The organism is Gilliamella bombi, from assembly GCF_900103255.1.
In the GTDB taxonomy this organism is placed as follows: Bacteria; Pseudomonadota; Gammaproteobacteria; order Enterobacterales; family Orbaceae; genus Gilliamella; species Gilliamella bombi.
This window is the reverse complement of the sequence record NZ_FMWS01000014.1, coordinates 84,462-103,443: the sequence shown is the minus strand read 5'-3', so window position 1 is coordinate 103,443 and position 18,982 is coordinate 84,462. Positions and strand designations below refer to the sequence as shown.

Genomic DNA, 18,982 nt, shown 5'->3' with positions numbered 1-18,982 from the left:
TTAGTTTTCAAATTTGAGGGCTTTTTTCTCTATAATCCTCATAATGGTGCTAAGTAAACCATTTATCAAGAGATATATTAACCCAGCAGCAATAAAAATAGTGAAATCATAATAATCCGCATTCAATTCATTGCTGTAGCCCATAACATCCATAACAGGAATCATTGACGCTAATGCTGTGCCTTTTACTACAAAGACAACTTCATTTGAATAAGTCGAAAGGGCTCTTTTTAATGCATAAGGCAAAACAACTTTTAAAGTTTGTTTTTTATTCATGCCAAGTGCTTCACAAGCTTGCCACTGTCCTTTAGGTAAGGCTTTTAATGAACCATAAAAAATTTGAGTTGTATAGGCGGCACTATTGAGTGTTAATGCTAAATAGGCACAAAACCAAGGCGAAGAAATAATGTTATAAAACGTCGGTATTTTGATTAAAATATCTCTAAATTGTGATGGCCCATAATAAATTAGTAAAAGTTGTACTAGTAAAGGTGTACCTGTAAATATAATGACATATGTGCGTATAACTTTATTTAATATAAAGTGATTTAATGACAATAGACATGAAAGACAAGCAGCAATCAATCCAGCAGATAAAATACCCAAAATACCTAAACTTAATGTATCGGGTAAACCTTGGGCAATGATGTTAAGGTAATGAATAAAATTATCAGACATAATACGGCCTTACTAACTTTTCGCTGATGTAGGTTGTTCAAAATAGGTTGAGCGTTTTTCAATACGCGTTATAACCTTTTGACTTAAAATTGAGATAATTAGATAAATGATCATTGCAACAAAATACCATAAAAAAGGTTGGTTGGTTCGCGCGATGATAGTTTTGGTTTGCATCATTAAATCATCAATTGCAATTGCTGAAACTAATGCGGTGTCTTTTAACAAAATTAACCACTGATTACTTAATCCAGGCAAGGCATGACGCCACATTTGTGGCATTATAATACGAAGAAACGTGCGTGATTTACTTAACCCAAGTACTTGAGCTGCTTGTTTTTGTCCGTTAGAAATTGCTTTAAATGCACCGCGTAACGTTTGAGAGGCATAAACAGCGTATAAAAGTGATAGTGCTGCAACACCGCATAAAAAAGGACTAATATTAAAATCTTGAATATCTAATTGTATCGTCAACGACAAATAATAAAGATCGATTGTGAAACCATCATTTAATAATATTAATAATAGTGGTAATCCGTTATAAATAGCTACCACAATTAATAATTCAGGTAACGCGCGAATTGTTAAGTTAAATAAGGACATTGCCCACGCAACGGGTTTAAATGGAACAGATTCTAGTATTGAGAAAATTAAAGCGAAAACAATTCCGATAATTAATGATACAAAGGCCAATGATAATGTGATACCTGTTGCTTGTATAAGCGGCAAAATATACCCATCCATTAACGATGAGATCCATATCATTTTATTTGCAAAAAAATCAAACATAAAAAAACCAAGGTTACTTTAAAAAATAAATTCGCCGCAAGATAATGCGGCGAGATTATCATTGTTATATTTATTTAAAAATATAGTTTATTTATTAAACCATTTTTTATAGATAGCATCTAACTCACCGTTAGCTTTTAATTTATCTATTGCTTGATCAAATTGGTTAAGTAATTTTTCGTTCCCCTTACGGATAGCAATTCCTAAACCTTCACCAAAATAGTCGTGGTCAGTGATTTTATCGCTTAAAGCAACAATATCTGCCTCTTTGCCTAGCCATTCGCCAGCTACGATTGAGCTTGAAACTATTGCATCAATTCTCTTCGCTTTTAAATCTAAAATAGCGTACTGATAACTATCATAGCTAACCGCTTTCATATCTGGGAATTTATCACTTAAATATTTAGGATAAGTTGTTCCTTTTTGTAGACCAACTCGTTTACCTTTTAGTTGATCGAGACTAGTCAATGTATCTTTCAATGTAACAAATTGGATTGAGCTATCATCATAATAAATTTTAGTAAAATCAACTTGTTTTTGTCGTTCTGGCGTAATATCAATTCCGGCTATAGCAGCATCAATTCGACGAGTTTTTAAGCTAGGAATTAAACCATCAAATGATTGATTGACAATTTTGCATGAAACTTTTATTTCATCACAAATCTTATTAATCACATCAATATCAAAGCCGATGATTTCATTTTTTTCATTAGTAAATTCAAAAGGCGCATAAGTTGCTTCTGTTCCGATTGTTAAGGTGTCTGCTGCTTGAGCTACAAAAGCAGTTCCTGCAAGACAAATGGCTAGTAACGTTTTTTTCATATATCCACCTAATTTTATTTTAATTAATGTGACAAATAAGCTTTAAACTCTTCAGTTTTAGGATGAGCAAAACATTCGAGTTGTCCTCGCTCAATAATTTTACCTTGCTCCATATAAATTACTTGTGAAGCAATTTTGCGTGCAAAATCAACTTCATGCGTAACTATAATTTGTGTAATACCTGTTTGAGATAGCTCATTGATAATTTCGGCAATTTGCGATGTAATTGCTGGATCTAATGCTGCTGTAGGTTCATCGAATAATAGTATTTGAGGTTCCATCATTAACGCTCTAGCAATAGCTACACGTTGCTGTTGCCCACCTGAGAGGTGAAGCGGGTAGCGTTGTGCCATATCATCAATTTGCAATCTTTGTAATATTGCCATTGCTTTATCGCAAGCTTCTTTTTTAGATAACTTTAATACTTGGCAAGGAGCTTCAATCAAATTTTCTAGTACCGTCAAATGCGGCCATAAATTATAGTTTTGAAATACCATGCCTACATTTTTACGGAGATGTCTAATTGTTGATTCACTGATTTTTTCAGAAAAATCAAAATGGGTGTTAGCAATAGTCATCTGCCCTGATTTAGGTATTTCAAGTAAATTAAATACTTTTAATAAAGAGCTTTTTCCTGCTCCACTTTGACCAAGTAAAACAATGGTTTCACCAAGTGGATAACAGAGTGAAACATCATTTAAAGCCTGATGTTTACCATAAAAACAGTTAATATGGTTTAATTCAATATTCATTGTTAGTTATACATTTTTCTTGATGCTAAATTTGATTAAATATTACTTTTTTCTGCATAAAAATGCAATCTAATTTATTAGACAAGTTCTCTTTTGTCTGGTTTTTATACTTAAAGATGCACTTTCCTGAAAGTTTTTACAATTTTTTGTTATTTAGGATGGTTATTGAGCATTAGATAAAATAGGAATTACAGGGCCAAGATATCTAGGTTCTTTTTTTAGAATATAAAGATCAATAAATGCACTAACACGCGCAAACATTTCGCGGATACGGACTAACTTCATATTTTTAGGGGAGGGCACAGCAAAACATTGTGCTTGTATGTCTTGAGCAAGGGCAATAAAAATGGCTCGTTCGCAATGAAACTCTTGAGTGATAATAGTAAAATTATTTGCATCAAATACTTTATTGGCACGAACCACTGAATCGAAAGTTCTAAAACCTGCATAATCCAAAACGATCACATCGCTAGGAATTCCAGCTTTTATCAAATCCTTCTTCATAGTAATTGGTTCGTTGTAGCTTAAAAGAGCGTTATCACCACTTAATAATAAATAATCAACTTTGTTTTGCCAATAAAGATCAATTGCTCCATCAATACGATTACGATAAAAATCATTTAAACCTCCTCCTCGAACATATTTCGATGTTCCAAGTACAACACCAATAGTTCGGTAAGGAAGTTTGTTTTCATCATGATAAATATAAGGAGCCGTTTTATAGCTGATCCAATAATCTAAACCTACAATAGCAGTTATTGGAATCAAGCAAAAACTAGCAATATAAGCAATAAGCTTTTTTAAATTCATGCTAAAACCGGTTAAAAATAAATACCATTATTGGAAATAAAAAAGGTGCTGTCAATGAGGTCATAACACCACATAAAACTAATGATAACGAACTATACGCACCTTCGTTATAATCAACCTCAATACAACGGGCAGTGCCGACAGCATGTGAAACAGCACCGATAGCTAATCCTCTTGCTGGTGCTGATTTTATTTTTACTAAATTTAATATTTGATGTCCAAATATGCCGCCTAATGTTCCAACTAATATCACGCATAATGCAGCTATTGATGGTACACCATCTTGATTACTTGCAATTGTTACTGCAATGGCAGTAGTAACAGATTTAGGTAGCACAGATGCAGCAATCTCAATACTTCCACCTAACCAAAATACAATACAAACACCGGTTATCATTGAAGCAAGCGATGCGGTAAAAGTAATAATCATTATTGACTTCCAACGAGCTTTAATTTGGGGAATAAGTTCATATAAAGGATAGGCGAGAGCAACAACAGAATAAGGCAATAGTTTATTAATGATTTGTACGTTGTCAACGTATTGTGTGTAACTGGTGTTTGTTATCAGTAAAATTGGAATTAATACTATTACCGTAATCACTAGGGGATTAAATAACGGATTTTTTATTTTAAATGATATTTTTCTAATAATGAAGAAAACAAAAAGCGTTAATGGTAGCATCCATATCATGGCTGATTGACCTCATCTTTTGGTGATGAAATTGAATTTTTTGCTGCGATTTTATGACATTGTTCTGTTAAAAATGCGGTTAGAAGCAATACAATAAGAGAACCACCTACACAGCCAAATATAATCGGAACCCAATTTTGTAATAAAAGTGAATAATTATCCATAATCCCCATTGCTGCAGGAATAAATAATAATGTCATGTAACGCATGAATAGATTACAGCTATTTTTGATCCAGCAAGTGGGAATTAACTGAAATGCAAGTAAAAAGAACAGGATCAATAAACCAATAATACTGCCAGGAATTATTATAGGTAATATTTTAGAAATAATATTACCTACCCATAAACAAAGAGTTAATATGACCAATCCACGACCATAACTAAAAAAAGTATAGTATAAAGAATATAGTCTATGTCTGATGGTGGCGTGCTTAGCTAGAAAATGTTTCATAACGTAAATGCTATTAATCTTAATTATAAATTATGACGGATGCTAGAGTGACATAAAGTTATTTGTCTATATGATACGCTCGTCAAAATTAATTACCAACTAAATAATGGCAGTAATGATAAAGTTGTTTAATTATTGCTAGTTTTTCTGGTTGCTGAATATAAGTTTCAGCATATTGTTCTAATATTAATAAGTAATCTTGAATTTTTGGGGTGTTGAGTTTATCGCGACAATAATCTTTCCAAATAATCTGTTCATGCTCTGTTAATGTTTGTGGGTAATTTCGCGCTTTATAACGAAAAAATAGTGTTGGTAAACGAGGATCATCAAACGTTAATGATAAACTATCTAATAGATGAATTGGAGTTGTTCGAATAGTCTCGCAGCGTAACTTATCTTGGTTATTTAGAAATTTTCCATAAATTTGAGCATCAACATCAGCGTTAATAGTATTAATAGGACTATTATTATCAATATTAAATAACGTCTGTATTTTATTTTGTAATAAATTTTGATTTTCTAACAATTTATGTTGGTTTATTAAACATTGCTCTATATCAATGTTAAACCGTTCAGCATTTTCAGGTAATAATGTTTTTAATGGTGCAATAACAGGACATTTATTGGTATGAACCAATTTTAAAGGTATTCGTGATTCACCTAATTGTAGATCTTTAGTTTTGGTGTAGAGCCTTTCCTTTATTTGCTCAACAGGTAGATCGATTAAGAGATCTATATCTCCAGTTAAATCGCAAATAACAGCGGCACTATTTTGTACTGGATGCCAAATTATAGGTGAAACTAAAGATAGATTACCACGATGGCTACCTAACATGCCTGATACATGAACTATTGGCGTCATATTAACTACATCAATAAGTTCAGCAACTTTATTTTTTTTACGTAATGAGAAAAAATAATTAAACAGTTTTGGTTGTTTTTCTTTTATTAATTTAGCCATTGCTATAGTTGCATGAACATCAGACATTGCATCATGTGCATGTTTATGCTTAATGTTATTTGCTTTTGTTAGATGTTCTAAACGAAAACTTGGTAGACCTTCATCATTAGTTGGCCAATTAATTCCTTCTGGTCTTAGCGCATAACAAGCACGAACTACATCAAGTAGATCCCATCTTGAATTGTTGTGTTGCCAACAATAAGTATAAGGGTCATAAAAATTACGATATAAAAGATTACGCGTTACTTCATCATCAAAACGAATATTGTTATATCCTAAAATACAAGTATTAGGTTTGCTAAAAGCTTGATGAATTTGTCGAGTAAATTCAGCTTCACAAACTCCTTTGTTATTAGTTTCTTGAGGTGTTATGCCAGTAATTAGTACCGCTTCTGGATTGGGTAGATAGTCTTGAGCTTGACAACAATATATAACCAAAGGATCTTCAATAATATTAAAATTCTCATCAGTTCGAATTCCAGCAAATTGAGCAGGGCGATCTAATGCAGGATGAGTTCCAAATGTTTCATAATCGTGGAAGTAAAAGCTTGGCTGTTCTTGGTTATTTTTCATTTTGTAACCATATATTTTATGTTTTCTGTAAAGAAACTCATAAATTTCATTATATATACTCAAAATAATCAGCTTCTTTTCCCCATTTTATATGGGGGGTTAGAATAATCTATTATTTACAAGATAGAAATTAATCAATTCAAAATTTTCAATGAAATCTATCATTACACAGAATAAACATTTTGAATGATTTAAAATGAGTATAATTTATTCTTAATTAGTTGGTGCACTTTCGATAATATCTGCTAGTTTTTCGAGTGTTAGCCTTAAAAATTTTGGCATAACTTCTAACTCAATAGAATCCATTAAATTTTTTACATATAACCCCAATTCAGTATCACCTTCAACAATCAAGCGACGTTGAAAAAATAGTGAATCGGGATCTTGTCGTCTAGTTGCTATCATAATCAAATCATTAGCATTACCTATAAAGCTTACATCAGCAATTTCTTCCCGGCTAACAACTAATTTGTTATCGATTAAACTAACAAACCACACAAGCTCCAGATCAGTAACTTGAATTTTAAGCCAACGATTTTCTAAAAAATCTAGATCACCATCTTGTAGAGAATGTTCAAATTGTAATTTCAATAATTGTTCTATGGTTTGTTTTTTGACATTAAAAGGAATGTATTGTAAGGTAAGCCCCAAAATATGGGGCGCTTTATTGACAAACTGTGAATGAATTTTGTTTAGAATTTGGCTTTTTTCTCCAATCATTTATGCATCCCCAGAAATCATTTTTTCATAAATATCCAAGTCGGTATTCAAATGTTCAAAAACCTCTTCACTAACCTCATTACGAACTTTCATTTGTAAAAGAGCAGTACGTTCTGCACCTATAGCAACTAAACGCATACGTCTTTCTAGATTTTCTGCTTCAAGAGATTTTTGTTCTAAATCTTTAAGGCCGGTTCTGCGCCTTAGCGAACCGATAACACGTGAGCCGACTTCATGAATAATTTCTTGATCTACTCGGTCTTCAGCTGTTTCTTGCAACAAATTATTTTGCATTTTTTCTAGGCTTACAATTGCCTCTTCAGCCATATGACCTTTTACAGTTAAAATTTCATTTGTTTGTTCTGAATTATCTAAAATAACACTACCTCGTAATAAGATAGGTAATATGATCACAGCAACAATCAATGAAATTAAAATAATACCTGCTGCAATAAAAACAAGTTGATAACGACCACTAATCGTCATTGGAATAGACAATACACCAGCTAAAGTGATGGCTCCTCGAACTCCTGCAAATGTTGAAATAAGCAGGTCTCGGTTTGAATAGGATCTGAATGCAAGAGGTCTTTTGGTTCCAAATGGCATTGTAGGCATATGCTTCATCGCCCATAACCAAGCAAATCGAGTTCCCATCAATACAGCAAAAACAAATAGAACAATTAAACATAATTGCCATACCTCAATCGAAGTGTCGATCTGGTTTTCTACAAAAGTATTATTAAAAATGCTTGGTAACTGAATACCTAATAAAACAAATACAAATCCATTAAACACAAAGGTTAACATTGACCATGTACTATCTGATTGCAAACGTGCAGTTAAAGGTGCGTTTCGCATCATACCAGAATGGTTCACTGTCATACCTGCACTTACTGCTGCTAAAATACCAGAACAATGACATTCCTCAGCAATGATATAAGCGGCAAAAGGAAGTAAAAATAGTAATACTATTTGAATAGCAGGATCATTGTGAGTCAGCTGATTTATTTTACGCAAAATACGTGCATATAACCAAGTAAATAAAACGCCAATAGCCAAGCCACCAATAGCAACTATAAAAAATTGTACGCTAACATCAAAGATGTTAAATACTGCATCACCAACTGCAATAGCAATAGCAAAATTCAAAGACACCAGACCTGAAGCATCATTCATTAATGCTTCACCTTCAATGATTTCCATCTTCTCTTTTTCGATACGGCCTTTACCAACAATTCCACCTAATGCAACTGCGTCGGTTGGAGATAATACAGCAGCTAAAGCTAAACCTGCAGCTAATTCAACATTTGGTAATATCCAATGCAGAATATAACCTAATGCTATAATAGAGATAACAACTAAAACTAAAGCCAATCCGACAATTTCTCTACCATTGTATATGAAGTCTTTTACTGATGTTTTGCGTCCATCAGCAAAAAGTAAAGGAGGAATAAATAAAACCAGAAATAGTTTTGGATCAAATTCTACATAAACATTAAATGCCGCCAATATGCAACCTAATAATATTTGCATTAAAGGTAGTGGAATTTGAATTGGTAACATTTTAACAACGACACCAGAAAGTGATACAATTAATACCAAAAGTAAAATTATTGAAAAAAGTTCCATAGCTTGTCTTTTATTTATCCTATAATCTTATTGTTTGCATTGATTATATCGGATCTTTAGTTAAATTTCAGTTGAAAATTTCATAGATTTATCTAAATTTTACTCAGATACAATTTATTAATCAAAAAACGGTAGTATGATTGAAAGGTATTTTGAATGGAAAATTGGCAAAGAGCATTTATACTACATACTCGTTCTTATACTGAAACTAGTTTATTAGTCGATCTATTTGTTGAAAATATCGGAAAAGTAAAGGTATTAGCTAAAGGTGCTAAACGAAAAAGCTCTGCCTTGAAAGGTATGTTGCAACCTTTTACTCCACTTATTGTGCAATACTCAGGTCAAGGTGAAATAAAAACATTGCGTCAAGTTGAAGCTATGTCGCTTGCATTGCCATTGGTATCTGTTTTTTTGTATAGCGCATTTTATTTAAATGAACTATTACATCGAGTTTTAGTTGCAGAAGCAGAAATGCCAACTCTTTTTGATGATTATCTAAAAAGTCTGCAACAATTAGCCCAACAGGTTCCTGCTGAAAATGTGTTGCGAGCTTTTGAATTATCGTTATTAGAAAATTTAGGATATCACGTTGATTTTTTTCACTGCTGTGTAACTGGCGATGACATTGTTAAATCGATGCATTATCAATATCAATCGGAAAAAGGATTTATCAGTAGTTTATTACAAAATAGCATCAGCTTTACTGGCGAGCAGGTTTTAGCTTTAGGAAAACGTCAATTTGATAATATCGATACGTTAAAAGCAGCTAAACGCTTTACTAGGATGGCGTTGAAACCTTATGTAGGATCAAAACCATTCAAAAGCAGAGAGCTATTTCTAAAAATTTAGTTTTGCTAATTTGGCTGCTCGATTTAAAAGAGTTATTAAATTCATTTCGATGTTGAATTAAGTAATATATCAAGCTGATTAGCAAATTTTTCTCGGTCTTTGCTGGAAAATGGAGCTGAACCTTTAGATTGTATTCCACTTGCTCGCATGGTTTCCATAAAATCTCTCATAATTAATCGTTCTTTAATTGTATCTAGTGTATATTGTTCACCTCGTGGCGTGAGCACTAATGCATTTTTATTTAAAACTTCAGATGCAAGTGGAATGTCTGAGGTAATAACTAAATCATTTTTTTGAACCGACTCAATTATTTTTCTATCTGCTACATCAAATCCTTTTTCAACTAATAAAGTTTTAATATAAGGTGACAAGGGGATAGTTAAACATTGATTTGCAATTAATGTTGTATTTATTGCTTTTCGATTTGCAACTCGATATAAAATCTCTTTAATTGGGTTAGGGCAGGCATCAGCATCAATCCAAATATTCATAGCATATGTGTTCATATTATAAACTTTTATTAGTTAATGATTATAACCTTTGTTATACAAAAATAATCATTTATTTGTAAAAAAGTTTCCGGTAACTATGTGTTTTAGTATATTTATTAAGCTCATATAAATATGATTCTTTCTATTTTAAATCCAGATGATAAGTGGTAGTATATTCGACCTATTTTTTAAGTAAGCAAGTGCGCTTTCGTGTGGTGCACCACTGTTATAAGGATTTGTTATGCCAATTATTACTCTTCCTGACGGAAGCCAACGTCAATTCGATAAACCCGTTACTGTTTTAGAAGTTGCTCAAAGTATTGGAGCAGGTCTTGCTAAAGCTTGTATAGCTGGGCGTGTAAATGGCGTGCGTAAAGATGCCTGTGATGTCATTGATCAAGATGCAACATTAGCCATCATTACAGCCAAAGATGAAGATGGACTCGAAATTATTCGCCATTCTTGTGCACATTTATTGGGTCACGCAATTAAACAACTATGGCCTAATACACAAATGGCTATTGGTCCAACAATTGATAATGGTTTTTATTATGATGTTGATTTAGATCACTCTTTAACTCAGGAAGACCTTGATGCACTAGAAAAACGCATGCATGAATTGGCTAAAAAAAATTATGAAGTAAAAAAAGAAGTGGTTAGTTGGGAGCGCGCTAGAGAAGTTTTTTGGGAGCGACATGAACCATATAAAATTGCTATTTTAGATGAAAATATTCCAAAAGATTCAAAACCAGCACTTTATCATCACGAAGAATATATTGATATGTGTCGTGGACCACATGTACCTAATATGCGTTTTTGCCATCATTTTAAATTGCAAAAAATTGCTGGAGCTTATTGGCGCGGTAACAGTGATAATAAAATGTTACAACGTATTTATGGAACAGCATGGGCAGATAAAAAACAACTTGATAGCTATTTACAATTTTTAGAAGAAGCGGCTAAACGAGATCATCGTAAAATCGGCAAGCAACTAGATCTTTATCATATGCAAGAAGAGGCGCCTGGTATGGTGTTTTGGCATAATGATGGTTGGATTATCTTTCGTGAACTTGAGGTTTTTGTTCGCACGAAATTGAAAGAATACGATTATCAAGAAGTAAAAGGTCCATTTATGATGGATCGTGTTTTGTGGGAAAAAACAGGTCACTGGGGTAATTATAAAGAGTTAATGTTTGTTACTTCTTCTGAAAATCGTGAATATTGTATTAAACCAATGAACTGTCCAGGACACGTACAAATTTTTAATCAAGGCTTAAAATCTTATCGTGATTTACCATTACGTATGGCGGAATTTGGTAGTTGTCATCGTAATGAACCTTCAGGATCTTTACATGGTTTGATGCGCGTTCGATGTTTTACACAAGATGATGCACATATCTTTTGTACTGAGGATCAAATTCGCAGTGAAGTAAATAGCTGTATCAAAATGGTTTATGATACTTATAGTACTTTCGGTTTTAATGATATTACTGTTAAATTATCAACCCGTCCTGAAAAAAGAATTGGTAAGGATGAAACTTGGGATCTTGCTGAAAAAGATTTAGCTGAATGTTTAACAGAAAATGGCATTGAATTTGAATATTTACCAGGTGAAGGCGCTTTTTATGGTCCAAAAATCGAGTTTACCCTGCATGACTGTTTAGGTAGAGCATGGCAATGCGGTACAGTTCAGCTTGATTTTATGCTACCTGAACGTTTAGATGCGACTTATGTAGGTGAAGATAATGAACGTCATGTCCCGGTTATGATTCATAGAGCTATTTTAGGTTCTATGGAGCGTTTTATGGGTATCTTGACTGAAAACTGTGCAGGTTTTTTCCCTACTTGGCTTGCTCCATTGCAAGTTGCAGTAATTAACATTACCGATAATCAAGCTGAATATGCCAAACAATTAACCACACAATTACAAAAAGTTGGCATTAGAGCAAAAGCGGACTTGAGAAATGAGAAAATAGGGTTTAAAATTCGTGAGCATACTCTAAAACGTGTTCCTTATATGTTTGTTTGTGGAGACAAAGAAATGGAATCAGGAACAATTTCAGTTCGAACTCGTCAAGGTAAAGATCTTGGTAGCTTTGAAGTGAAACATGTTATAGAATTGTTGCTTAACGAAATTCATAGTCGTTCATTAGAACAAATGAATTAATGATAAATTAATTTGGAGGAATGAGATATTAAAGTCAGTAAACGAATTCAGTCAACACGAGCACATAAAATCAATGATGAAATTACAGCTCGTGAGGTGAGGTTAACCGGCGTCGATGGTGAGCAGCTCGGTATAGTAGGCTTAGATGAAGCTTTAAAACAAGCTGAAGAAGCAACTTTAGATTTAGTTGAAATAAGCCCTAATGCAGAGCCACCTGTTTGTCGAATTATGGATTATGGCAAGTTCCTCTATGAAAAGAGTAAAGCAACAAAAGAGCAGAAGAAGAAGCAAAAGGTTGTTCAGGTTAAGGAAATTAAGTTCCGACCTGGTACAGACGAAGGCGACTATCAGGTAAAACTCCGCAGCCTGATTCGCTTTCTTGAAGATGGCGATAAAGCTAAAGTAACGTTACGTTTTCGTGGTCGTGAAATGGCTCACCAACAGTTAGGTTCTGAAATGCTTGATCGTATTAAAAAGGATTTAGCTGATTTGGCGGTTATTGAATCTTATCCAACTAAGATTGAAGGTCGACAAATGATTATGGTGCTAGCGCCGAAGAAGAAATAATGGTTCAACAAGCTAGATTTTGATACTATTGAAAACTACACCATTATTTTGTTTTTATTAACAATGCGAAGTGGAAATTAATAAAATGCCTAAAATTAAAACTGTAAAAGGCGCAGCAAAGCGCTTTAAAAAAACAGCTTCTGGTGGCTTTAAGCATAAGCAAGCTAACAAGAGTCATATCCTAACTAAAAAATCAACTAAGCGTAAACGTCATTTACGTGGTTTGACTACTGTGTCAAAAGGCGATTTAGGTTTAGTTACTGCGTGTGTTCCATACGTTTAAGTTTTGATTAATTATTAGAGGATATAGTTTATGGCTCGTGTTAAACGTGGTGTTATTGCTCGTGCACGTCACAAGAAAATTTTAAAACAAGCAAAAGGTTATTATGGAGCTCGTTCACGTGTATATCGTGTTGCTTTCCAAGCTGTAATTAAAGCTGGACAATATGCTTACCGTGACCGTCGCCAACGTAAACGTCAATTCCGTCAATTATGGATTGTTCGTATCAATGCTGCTGCTCGTCAATGCGGTCTTTCTTATAGCCGATTTATCAATGGGTTAAAGAAAGCGTCAATTGAAATTGATCGTAAGATCTTAGCTGATATTGCTGTATTTGACAAAAATGCATTTGCTGCATTAGTTGAAAAAGCAAAAGCAGCACTATAATAGCTTTATAAAAGCCGAGTTATCTCGGCTTTTATCATTCAATTTTAATATGTTAAGAGTAAATTTATTATGAATATAGTTATTTTTTGTTTCTTTTTTGGTTTCTTTAGCAATACTAACTCGTGAGGCAAAGAAAAAACAAAAAATAATTATAAAAGCCTCAAAAGAGGCTTTTTTTATGCAATAAACACAATAAGCAGGAGAACTGTATGTCTCAATTAGTTGAACTGGTGAATAACGCCAAATCCGCTATTGAAAGTGCTAATGATATTAATTCGATCGAACAAATTCGAGTGGAATATTTTGGTAAAAAAGGCTATTTTACAATGCAAATGGCTTCTTTACGTGATGTTCCTGCCGATGAACGTCCATCTGTGGGTCAAAAAATCAATGATGCAAAGCAAGAAGTTGTTCAGCTATTGAATCAAAAGCGCAATTATTTAGAGCGTCAGGCTCTTAATGCAAAACTAGCCAATGAAACAATTGATATTACATTGCCTGGCAACTCACTTGAACTAGGCGGATTACATCCAGTTACAAAAACAATTAATCGATTAGTTGATTTTTTTGGTGAACTGGGTTTTGTTGTTGAAACCGGTCCAGAAATAGAAGATGACTACCATAATTTTGATGCATTAAATATTCCTGCTCATCATCCTGCTCGTGCAGATCATGATACATTTTGGTTTGATGCAAAACGCTTATTAAGAACGCAAACTTCAACAGTACAAATTCGCACAATGGAAAATCAAAAACCACCCATTCGAATAATTGCTCCTGGAAGAACATATCGAAATGATTATGACCAAACACACACACCAATGTTCCATCAAATGGAAGGTTTGCTGGTTGATAAAGATATCAGTTTTACACATTTAAAAGGGTTATTGCATGATTTTCTACACTGCTTTTTTGAAGATAATATGGAAATACGCTTTAGGCCGGGTTACTTTCCATTTACAGAACCATCGGCTGAAGTTGATATTAAAGCTAAAAATGGTAAATGGCTAGAAGTCTTAGGCTGCGGAATGGTTCATCCTAATGTATTACGTAATGTAGGCATTGATCCTGAAGTTTATAGTGGTTTTGCATTTGGTATGGGGATAGAACGATTAACTATGTTACGTTACGGCGTCACTGATTTGCGTTCTTTCTTTGAAAATGATTTACGTTTTTTAAAGCAATTTAATTAATTCTGGAGATCAAAACATGAAATTTAGTGAAAGTTGGCTACGTGAATGGATCAATCCAGAAATTAGTAGCGAAACGCTAGCTGATCAATTAACAATGGCTGGTTTAGAAGTTGATGATGTCGAAAAAGTAGCAGGTGACTTTACAGGTGTCGTTATTGGTAAAGTAATTGAATGTATGCAGCACCCGAATGCTGATAAACTTCGTGTAACAAAAGTTGATATAGGTAAAGAAGAATTACTTGATATCGTTTGTGGTGCGCCAAACTGTCGACAAGGTTTGACTGTTGCATGTGCTACAGTGGGAGCTGTTTTACCAGGTAATTTTGAAATCAAATCAGCTAAGTTACGAGGTGAACCGTCAGAAGGCATGCTATGTTCATACTCAGAATTAGGGATTGCTGATGAACATAATGGTATTATTGAATTACCTGATGATGCTCCTTTAGGTATGGATATTCGCGAATATTTAAATCTTAATGATGTAATAATTGATATTAGTGTAACACCAAACCGTGCAGATTGTTTTGGTATTGTTGGGATTGCTAGAGATATTTCTGCAGTTAACAATATTCCAATGCAAGCACTTAAAGTTAACAGTGTACAGGCAACAATTTCCGATACAGTATCAATAAAAATAGATGAACCCACAGCATCACCTCGCTATTTGGGTAGGGTAATTAAAAATATTAATGTTAATGCTCAAACGCCACTATGGATGAAAGAAAAATTGCGTCGTGGTGGAATTCGTTCAATCGATGCCGTTGTTGATATAACTAATTTTGTATTATTAGAAATTGGCCACCCAATGCATGCATTTGATTTATCGCAGATTGAAAAGGGCATAATTGTTCGTTATGCAAACAAAGATGAAAAACTGACTTTACTTAATGGTAATGAAGTTAAACTTAATGATAAAACTTTAGTAATTGCCGATCACAAAAAAATCTTAGCGCTAGCGGGGATTATGGGTGGTGAAAAATCTGGTGTAACACAAACAACTAAAGATGTATTTCTTGAAGCAGCATTCTTTAATCCATTAGTTATAACAGGTAAAGCACGTGAATACGGTTTACATACAGAAGCATCACACCGCTATGAACGAGGAGTTGATCCTTCATTACAATTTACAGCAATGGAACGAGCAAGCCAATTATTAATTGATATTTGCGGTGGAGAAGCAGGTCCAATTATTGATGTGACACATGAGGCTGAACTTCCTGCACAAGCAACTATCCAATTGCGGCGTAGTAAAATTGATCGCATTATTGGTTATACAATCGAAACACAAAAGATCACCGACATTTTAATTAGACTTGGTTGTAAAGTTGAATATAAAGACAATGTTTGGATTGTAAAATCACCAAGTTGGCGTTTTGATTTGCAAATTGAAGAGGATTTAGTTGAAGAAATTGCCCGCATTTATGGATATAACAATATCCCAAATGCTAATTTGAAAATTGAATCAGTAATGAAACCAAAACCAGAAAGTCAAATCCCATTACGTAGAGTAAAGGATTTATTGGTCGATAGAGGGTATCAAGAAGCGATAACATACAGCTTTGTCGATCCAAAAGTTCAGCAAATATTATATCCTGAACATTCAGAAATCAAATTACCTAACCCAATTTCAAGTGAAATGTCAGTTATGCGTTTATCACTTTGGTCTGGGTTATTAGATGTGATACTATATAACCAAAATCGTCAGCAAACGCGTGCCCGATTATTTGAAACTGGTTTGCGTTTTATTCCTGATGAAAATTGTGAATTTGGTGTACGTCAGGAGTTAATGTTAGCTGGTATTGTTACTGGTAATTTATACGAAGAACACTGGCAACTCCCTAAAAAGAATGTAGATTTTTATGATCTTAAAGGTGATCTTGAGTCAATTTTTTCTCTTTTAAGGTGTGGTGATCAAATACAATTTAAAAAATCTGAACTCCCAGCTTTACATCCTGGACAAAGTGCTGCGATTTATTTAAATGATGAGTTATTAGGTCATTTAGGAGTCTTGCATCCAGAAATTGAAAAAAAATTGTCTTTAAATAGTAAAACGCTTGTTTTTGAAATAAATTTAGCTAAAATTAGTAAAAAAGAGGTACCTGTAGCTCAGGATTTATCCAAGTACCCGTCAAATAAACGTGATATAGCTATTATTGTTTCAAATACAATACCAGCAGCGGATATTATTTTAGAGTGTAAAAAAGCGGGTGGTGAGCAACTTATTAAAGTTACTCTTTTTGATGTGTATCAAGGTGAAAATATCAAAGAAGATCAAAAAAGCATTGCTATTAGTTTGGTTTTACAAGATAAATCACGTACGCTTGAAGAAGAAGATATAACTAACATTGTAAGCAAATGTGTTACTGCCTTACAATATCGTTTTAAAGCCCTATTAAGAGAATAATAATATGACATTAACTAAAGCAGATATTGCAGATCGTCTTGCCGAAAAATTTAATATTGATCGACAAGAATCTAAAATCCTTGTAGAGCTATTTTTTGAAGAGATTCGGGTGGCTTTAGAAAAAGGTGAACCAGTTAAATTATCTGGATTCGGTAATTTTACAGTACGAGATAAAAATTCACGCCCAGGTAGAAACCCAAAAACAGGTGAAAGTGTTGATATTTCAGCTCGTAGAGTTGTTACATTTAGACCAGGTATAAAATTTAGAGAGCGTGTTGAGAAAAATCTAGTAATCTAATTCCTGAATTACATACTATCATTTCAAATAATGGCTTTTCTTTTGATATAGCATCTAAAGAAAAGCCGAACAGTTGTGTTATACTAAAAAGTAGTTGTAAAAAATTAATAATTCAAGTATGATACCTCCGCTTCAATGGAGGCTCTATGAGTTCTCTTGCAACATTTTTTTGCTCACTAGGTCAGGTCCGGAAGGAAGCAGCCAAAGTAAAATACATGTGTGTGGGATGTAGCTGATAGGGTCTCCACCAGCCTCACCAATTTATTATCAAATGTCTTATAAACATATATTATTAATATTTTTGTTTAATAAATGAGCGCATATCAAATAATATATTAAATATACTATCTATTGATAGTTGTATATATATATTATTTTTGCGATCATACGCATTTAACAATCGGGATATTGCGATTTCACTTAATTTAATCATTTGAAAATTAGTATAAATAAAGAGAGGAGATAATGATGCGAATTGGATTATTTATTTTAACTAACTTAGCCGTTATGTTTGTATTTGGAATCATTCTAAGTATTTTAGGCGTTGATGCGCATAGTACTTTAGGATTACTCATATTTGCAGCAATCTTCGGTTTTGGAGGATCTTTTATATCTCTTCTATTATCTAAGAGAATGGCTTTGAGGTCAGTAGGGGGACAAATCATTACTCAACCTAGTAATAGTCAAGAACAATGGTTACTTGATGTTGTTCGTCGATTGTCAACGGAACTTAATATAAAAATGCCAGATGTTGCCATCTATCATGCTCAAGATGTTAATGCTTTTGCAACCGGCGCAACTAAAAATAGTTCTCTTGTTGCAGTAAGTTCTGGTTTATTAAATACTATGACTCAAGATGAAGCTGAAGCAGTAATCGGTCATGAAATGAGTCATGTTGCTAATGGTGATATGGTCACAATGACTCTATTACAAGGAGTTCTTAATACTTTTGTTATTTTTATTTCAAGAATGTTAGCATCCGTTGTAGCTCAAGCATTGGATGATCGTAATCGTGGTTTATCACAGTTAACCTATTTCTTGATAGTTATGGTTTTTGAAACCGTATTTGGTATTTTAGCAAGCCTTATAGCTATGTGGTTTTCTCGTTATCGAGAATTTCACGCTGATGCTGGTTCGGCTAAATTAGTAGGCAGTACAAAGATGATTGCCGCGTTAGAAAAACTAAAAACTAGCCATGAACCAAGTGAAGATACTTCAATTTTAGCATTCTGCATTAATGGAGCTAAAAAAGCAAAATTTTCTGAATTGTTTATGTCTCATCCGCCATTAGAAAAACGTATAGAAGCTTTAAGGAATGAAACTTATCGCAACTAAGGCTAGATGATCTATATCAAATTTATATTCAAACACATACTTTCCTGAAAGTTTTTTACAAGTATTATTAATTTTATAATAATGCTTGTAAAATAAAAACCAAATTATTCACTAGTTAGATTTTCAAAGAGTTTATA

The 18,982-nt window shown here is 33.4% G+C and carries 20 protein-coding genes and 1 other RNA gene; 10 read left to right on the top strand and 11 right to left on the bottom strand.

Annotated elements, in window-relative coordinates; all coding sequences use genetic code 11:
• From artM to B9N71_RS02985, 10 genes are all read right to left on the bottom strand, one after another.
• The gene (gene artM / locus B9N71_RS03030) at window positions 1-678 is read right to left on the bottom strand and encodes an arginine ABC transporter permease ArtM (RefSeq protein ID WP_034913109.1); all 678 of its coding nucleotides are present in this window, start codon (window positions 676-678) and stop codon (window positions 1-3) included.
• 12 nt (window positions 679-690) lie between these two features.
• Window positions 691-1,419, bottom strand: a complete 729-nt coding sequence (artQ, locus tag B9N71_RS03025; protein WP_065560289.1) for an arginine ABC transporter permease ArtQ — start codon at window positions 1,417-1,419, stop codon at window positions 691-693.
• Window positions 1,420-1,551: 132 nt separating this feature from the next.
• The gene (locus B9N71_RS03020) at window positions 1,552-2,286 is read right to left on the bottom strand and encodes a transporter substrate-binding domain-containing protein (RefSeq protein ID WP_065560282.1); all 735 of its coding nucleotides are present in this window, start codon (window positions 2,284-2,286) and stop codon (window positions 1,552-1,554) included.
• Window positions 2,287-2,309: 23 nt separating this feature from the next.
• Window positions 2,310-3,038 carry an arginine ABC transporter ATP-binding protein ArtP gene (gene artP, locus B9N71_RS03015; RefSeq protein WP_065560281.1) on the bottom strand — a complete coding sequence of 243 codons (729 nt, stop codon included), beginning with the start codon at window positions 3,036-3,038 and terminating at the stop codon, window positions 2,310-2,312.
• Window positions 3,039-3,200: 162 nt separating this feature from the next.
• A complete protein-coding gene (locus B9N71_RS03010) occupies window positions 3,201-3,848 on the bottom strand; it encodes an ElyC/SanA/YdcF family protein (RefSeq protein WP_085164060.1) in 648 nt (215 codons plus the stop codon).
• A 1-nt stretch (window position 3,849) separates the two neighbouring features.
• The gene (locus B9N71_RS03005; protein WP_085164059.1) at window positions 3,850-4,539 is read right to left on the bottom strand and encodes a CidB/LrgB family autolysis modulator; all 690 of its coding nucleotides are present in this window, start codon (window positions 4,537-4,539) and stop codon (window positions 3,850-3,852) included.
• Complete coding sequence (locus tag B9N71_RS03000) at window positions 4,536-4,991, bottom strand: CidA/LrgA family protein (RefSeq protein WP_081297696.1); 456 nt, start codon at window positions 4,989-4,991, stop codon at window positions 4,536-4,538. The genes B9N71_RS03005 and B9N71_RS03000 overlap by 4 nt, the downstream gene beginning before the upstream one ends.
• A gap of 88 nt (window positions 4,992-5,079) precedes the next feature.
• Complete coding sequence (gene sbcB, locus B9N71_RS02995) at window positions 5,080-6,525, bottom strand: exodeoxyribonuclease I (protein ID WP_085164058.1); 1,446 nt, start codon at window positions 6,523-6,525, stop codon at window positions 5,080-5,082.
• A 213-nt stretch (window positions 6,526-6,738) separates the two neighbouring features.
• Window positions 6,739-7,224 (bottom strand): ubiquinone anaerobic biosynthesis accessory factor UbiT, encoded by a 486-nt coding sequence (gene ubiT, locus B9N71_RS02990; protein WP_085164097.1) that lies wholly within the window; start codon window positions 7,222-7,224, stop codon window positions 6,739-6,741.
• A gap of 21 nt (window positions 7,225-7,245) precedes the next feature.
• Window positions 7,246-8,874: a Na+/H+ antiporter gene (locus tag B9N71_RS02985; RefSeq protein ID WP_085164057.1), complete on the bottom strand. Its 1,629-nt coding sequence runs from the start codon at window positions 8,872-8,874 to the stop codon at window positions 7,246-7,248.
• A gap of 156 nt (window positions 8,875-9,030) precedes the next feature.
• Here B9N71_RS02985 and recO point away from each other — a divergent pair, with 156 nt between their 5' ends.
• The gene (gene recO / locus B9N71_RS02980; protein WP_034913129.1) at window positions 9,031-9,723 is read left to right on the top strand and encodes a DNA repair protein RecO; all 693 of its coding nucleotides are present in this window, start codon (window positions 9,031-9,033) and stop codon (window positions 9,721-9,723) included.
• A 41-nt stretch (window positions 9,724-9,764) separates the two neighbouring features.
• Here the strand turns inward: recO and B9N71_RS02975 are convergent, their stop codons facing one another.
• Window positions 9,765-10,214, bottom strand: coding sequence for a YaiI/YqxD family protein (locus B9N71_RS02975; protein ID WP_065560286.1), 450 nt, complete (start codon window positions 10,212-10,214; stop codon window positions 9,765-9,767).
• Between the two features lie 241 nt (window positions 10,215-10,455).
• Here B9N71_RS02975 and thrS point away from each other — a divergent pair, with 241 nt between their 5' ends.
• The 9 genes from thrS to htpX all read left to right on the top strand — a co-directional run bounded on the left by thrS (window position 10,456) and on the right by htpX (window position 18,845).
• The gene (gene thrS / locus B9N71_RS02970) at window positions 10,456-12,381 is read left to right on the top strand and encodes a threonine--tRNA ligase (protein ID WP_085164056.1); all 1,926 of its coding nucleotides are present in this window, start codon (window positions 10,456-10,458) and stop codon (window positions 12,379-12,381) included.
• A 27-nt stretch (window positions 12,382-12,408) separates the two neighbouring features.
• Window positions 12,409-12,948: a translation initiation factor IF-3 gene (gene infC, locus B9N71_RS02965; protein WP_085164055.1), complete on the top strand. Its 540-nt coding sequence runs from the start codon at window positions 12,409-12,411 to the stop codon at window positions 12,946-12,948.
• Between the two features lie 85 nt (window positions 12,949-13,033).
• Window positions 13,034-13,231: a 50S ribosomal protein L35 gene (gene rpmI / locus B9N71_RS02960; RefSeq protein ID WP_034913143.1), complete on the top strand. Its 198-nt coding sequence runs from the start codon at window positions 13,034-13,036 to the stop codon at window positions 13,229-13,231.
• Window positions 13,232-13,261: 30 nt separating this feature from the next.
• Window positions 13,262-13,615 carry a 50S ribosomal protein L20 gene (rplT, locus tag B9N71_RS02955; RefSeq protein WP_024496189.1) on the top strand — a complete coding sequence of 118 codons (354 nt, stop codon included), beginning with the start codon at window positions 13,262-13,264 and terminating at the stop codon, window positions 13,613-13,615.
• 209 nt (window positions 13,616-13,824) lie between these two features.
• Window positions 13,825-14,808 (top strand): phenylalanine--tRNA ligase subunit alpha, encoded by a 984-nt coding sequence (gene pheS, locus B9N71_RS02950; RefSeq protein WP_034913145.1) that lies wholly within the window; start codon window positions 13,825-13,827, stop codon window positions 14,806-14,808.
• A gap of 16 nt (window positions 14,809-14,824) precedes the next feature.
• Window positions 14,825-17,212 (top strand): phenylalanine--tRNA ligase subunit beta, encoded by a 2,388-nt coding sequence (gene pheT / locus B9N71_RS02945; protein WP_085164054.1) that lies wholly within the window; start codon window positions 14,825-14,827, stop codon window positions 17,210-17,212.
• Between the two features lie 4 nt (window positions 17,213-17,216).
• Window positions 17,217-17,510, top strand: a complete 294-nt coding sequence (locus tag B9N71_RS02940) for an integration host factor subunit alpha (RefSeq protein ID WP_034913150.1) — start codon at window positions 17,217-17,219, stop codon at window positions 17,508-17,510.
• A 145-nt stretch (window positions 17,511-17,655) separates the two neighbouring features.
• Window positions 17,656-17,751: signal recognition particle sRNA small type (gene ffs, locus B9N71_RS02935), an RNA gene on the top strand.
• Between the two features lie 224 nt (window positions 17,752-17,975).
• The gene (gene htpX, locus B9N71_RS02930) at window positions 17,976-18,845 is read left to right on the top strand and encodes a protease HtpX (RefSeq protein ID WP_085164053.1); all 870 of its coding nucleotides are present in this window, start codon (window positions 17,976-17,978) and stop codon (window positions 18,843-18,845) included.
• The last annotated feature ends 137 nt before the right edge of the window (window positions 18,846-18,982 follow it).

What these genes read in the sequence shown, in the direction of transcription:
- B9N71_RS02975 (WP_065560286.1), bottom strand. Translation starts at nt 10,214, where the DNA reads ATGAATATTTGGATTGATGCTGATGCCTGCCCTAACCCAATTAAAGAG.
- B9N71_RS02985 (WP_085164057.1), bottom strand. Translation starts at nt 8,874, where the DNA reads ATGGAACTTTTTTCAATAATTTTACTTTTGGTATTAATTGTATCACTT.
- B9N71_RS02940 (WP_034913150.1), top strand. Translation starts at nt 17,217, where the DNA reads ATGACATTAACTAAAGCAGATATTGCAGATCGTCTTGCCGAAAAATTT.
- thrS (WP_085164056.1), top strand. Translation starts at nt 10,456, where the DNA reads ATGCCAATTATTACTCTTCCTGACGGAAGCCAACGTCAATTCGATAAA.
- artP (WP_065560281.1), bottom strand. Translation starts at nt 3,038, where the DNA reads ATGAATATTGAATTAAACCATATTAACTGTTTTTATGGTAAACATCAG.
- B9N71_RS03000 (WP_081297696.1), bottom strand. Translation starts at nt 4,991, where the DNA reads ATGAAACATTTTCTAGCTAAGCACGCCACCATCAGACATAGACTATAT.
- rpmI (WP_034913143.1), top strand. Translation starts at nt 13,034, where the DNA reads ATGCCTAAAATTAAAACTGTAAAAGGCGCAGCAAAGCGCTTTAAAAAA.
- B9N71_RS03005 (WP_085164059.1), bottom strand. Translation starts at nt 4,539, where the DNA reads ATGATATGGATGCTACCATTAACGCTTTTTGTTTTCTTCATTATTAGA.
- artM (WP_034913109.1), bottom strand. Translation starts at nt 678, where the DNA reads ATGTCTGATAATTTTATTCATTACCTTAACATCATTGCCCAAGGTTTA.
- htpX (WP_085164053.1), top strand. Translation starts at nt 17,976, where the DNA reads ATGATGCGAATTGGATTATTTATTTTAACTAACTTAGCCGTTATGTTT.
- pheS (WP_034913145.1), top strand. Translation starts at nt 13,825, where the DNA reads ATGTCTCAATTAGTTGAACTGGTGAATAACGCCAAATCCGCTATTGAA.
- sbcB (WP_085164058.1), bottom strand. Translation starts at nt 6,525, where the DNA reads ATGAAAAATAACCAAGAACAGCCAAGCTTTTACTTCCACGATTATGAA.
- pheT (WP_085164054.1), top strand. Translation starts at nt 14,825, where the DNA reads ATGAAATTTAGTGAAAGTTGGCTACGTGAATGGATCAATCCAGAAATT.
- B9N71_RS03020 (WP_065560282.1), bottom strand. Translation starts at nt 2,286, where the DNA reads ATGAAAAAAACGTTACTAGCCATTTGTCTTGCAGGAACTGCTTTTGTA.
- B9N71_RS03010 (WP_085164060.1), bottom strand. Translation starts at nt 3,848, where the DNA reads ATGAATTTAAAAAAGCTTATTGCTTATATTGCTAGTTTTTGCTTGATT.
- rplT (WP_024496189.1), top strand. Translation starts at nt 13,262, where the DNA reads ATGGCTCGTGTTAAACGTGGTGTTATTGCTCGTGCACGTCACAAGAAA.
- recO (WP_034913129.1), top strand. Translation starts at nt 9,031, where the DNA reads ATGGAAAATTGGCAAAGAGCATTTATACTACATACTCGTTCTTATACT.
- artQ (WP_065560289.1), bottom strand. Translation starts at nt 1,419, where the DNA reads ATGGATGGGTATATTTTGCCGCTTATACAAGCAACAGGTATCACATTA.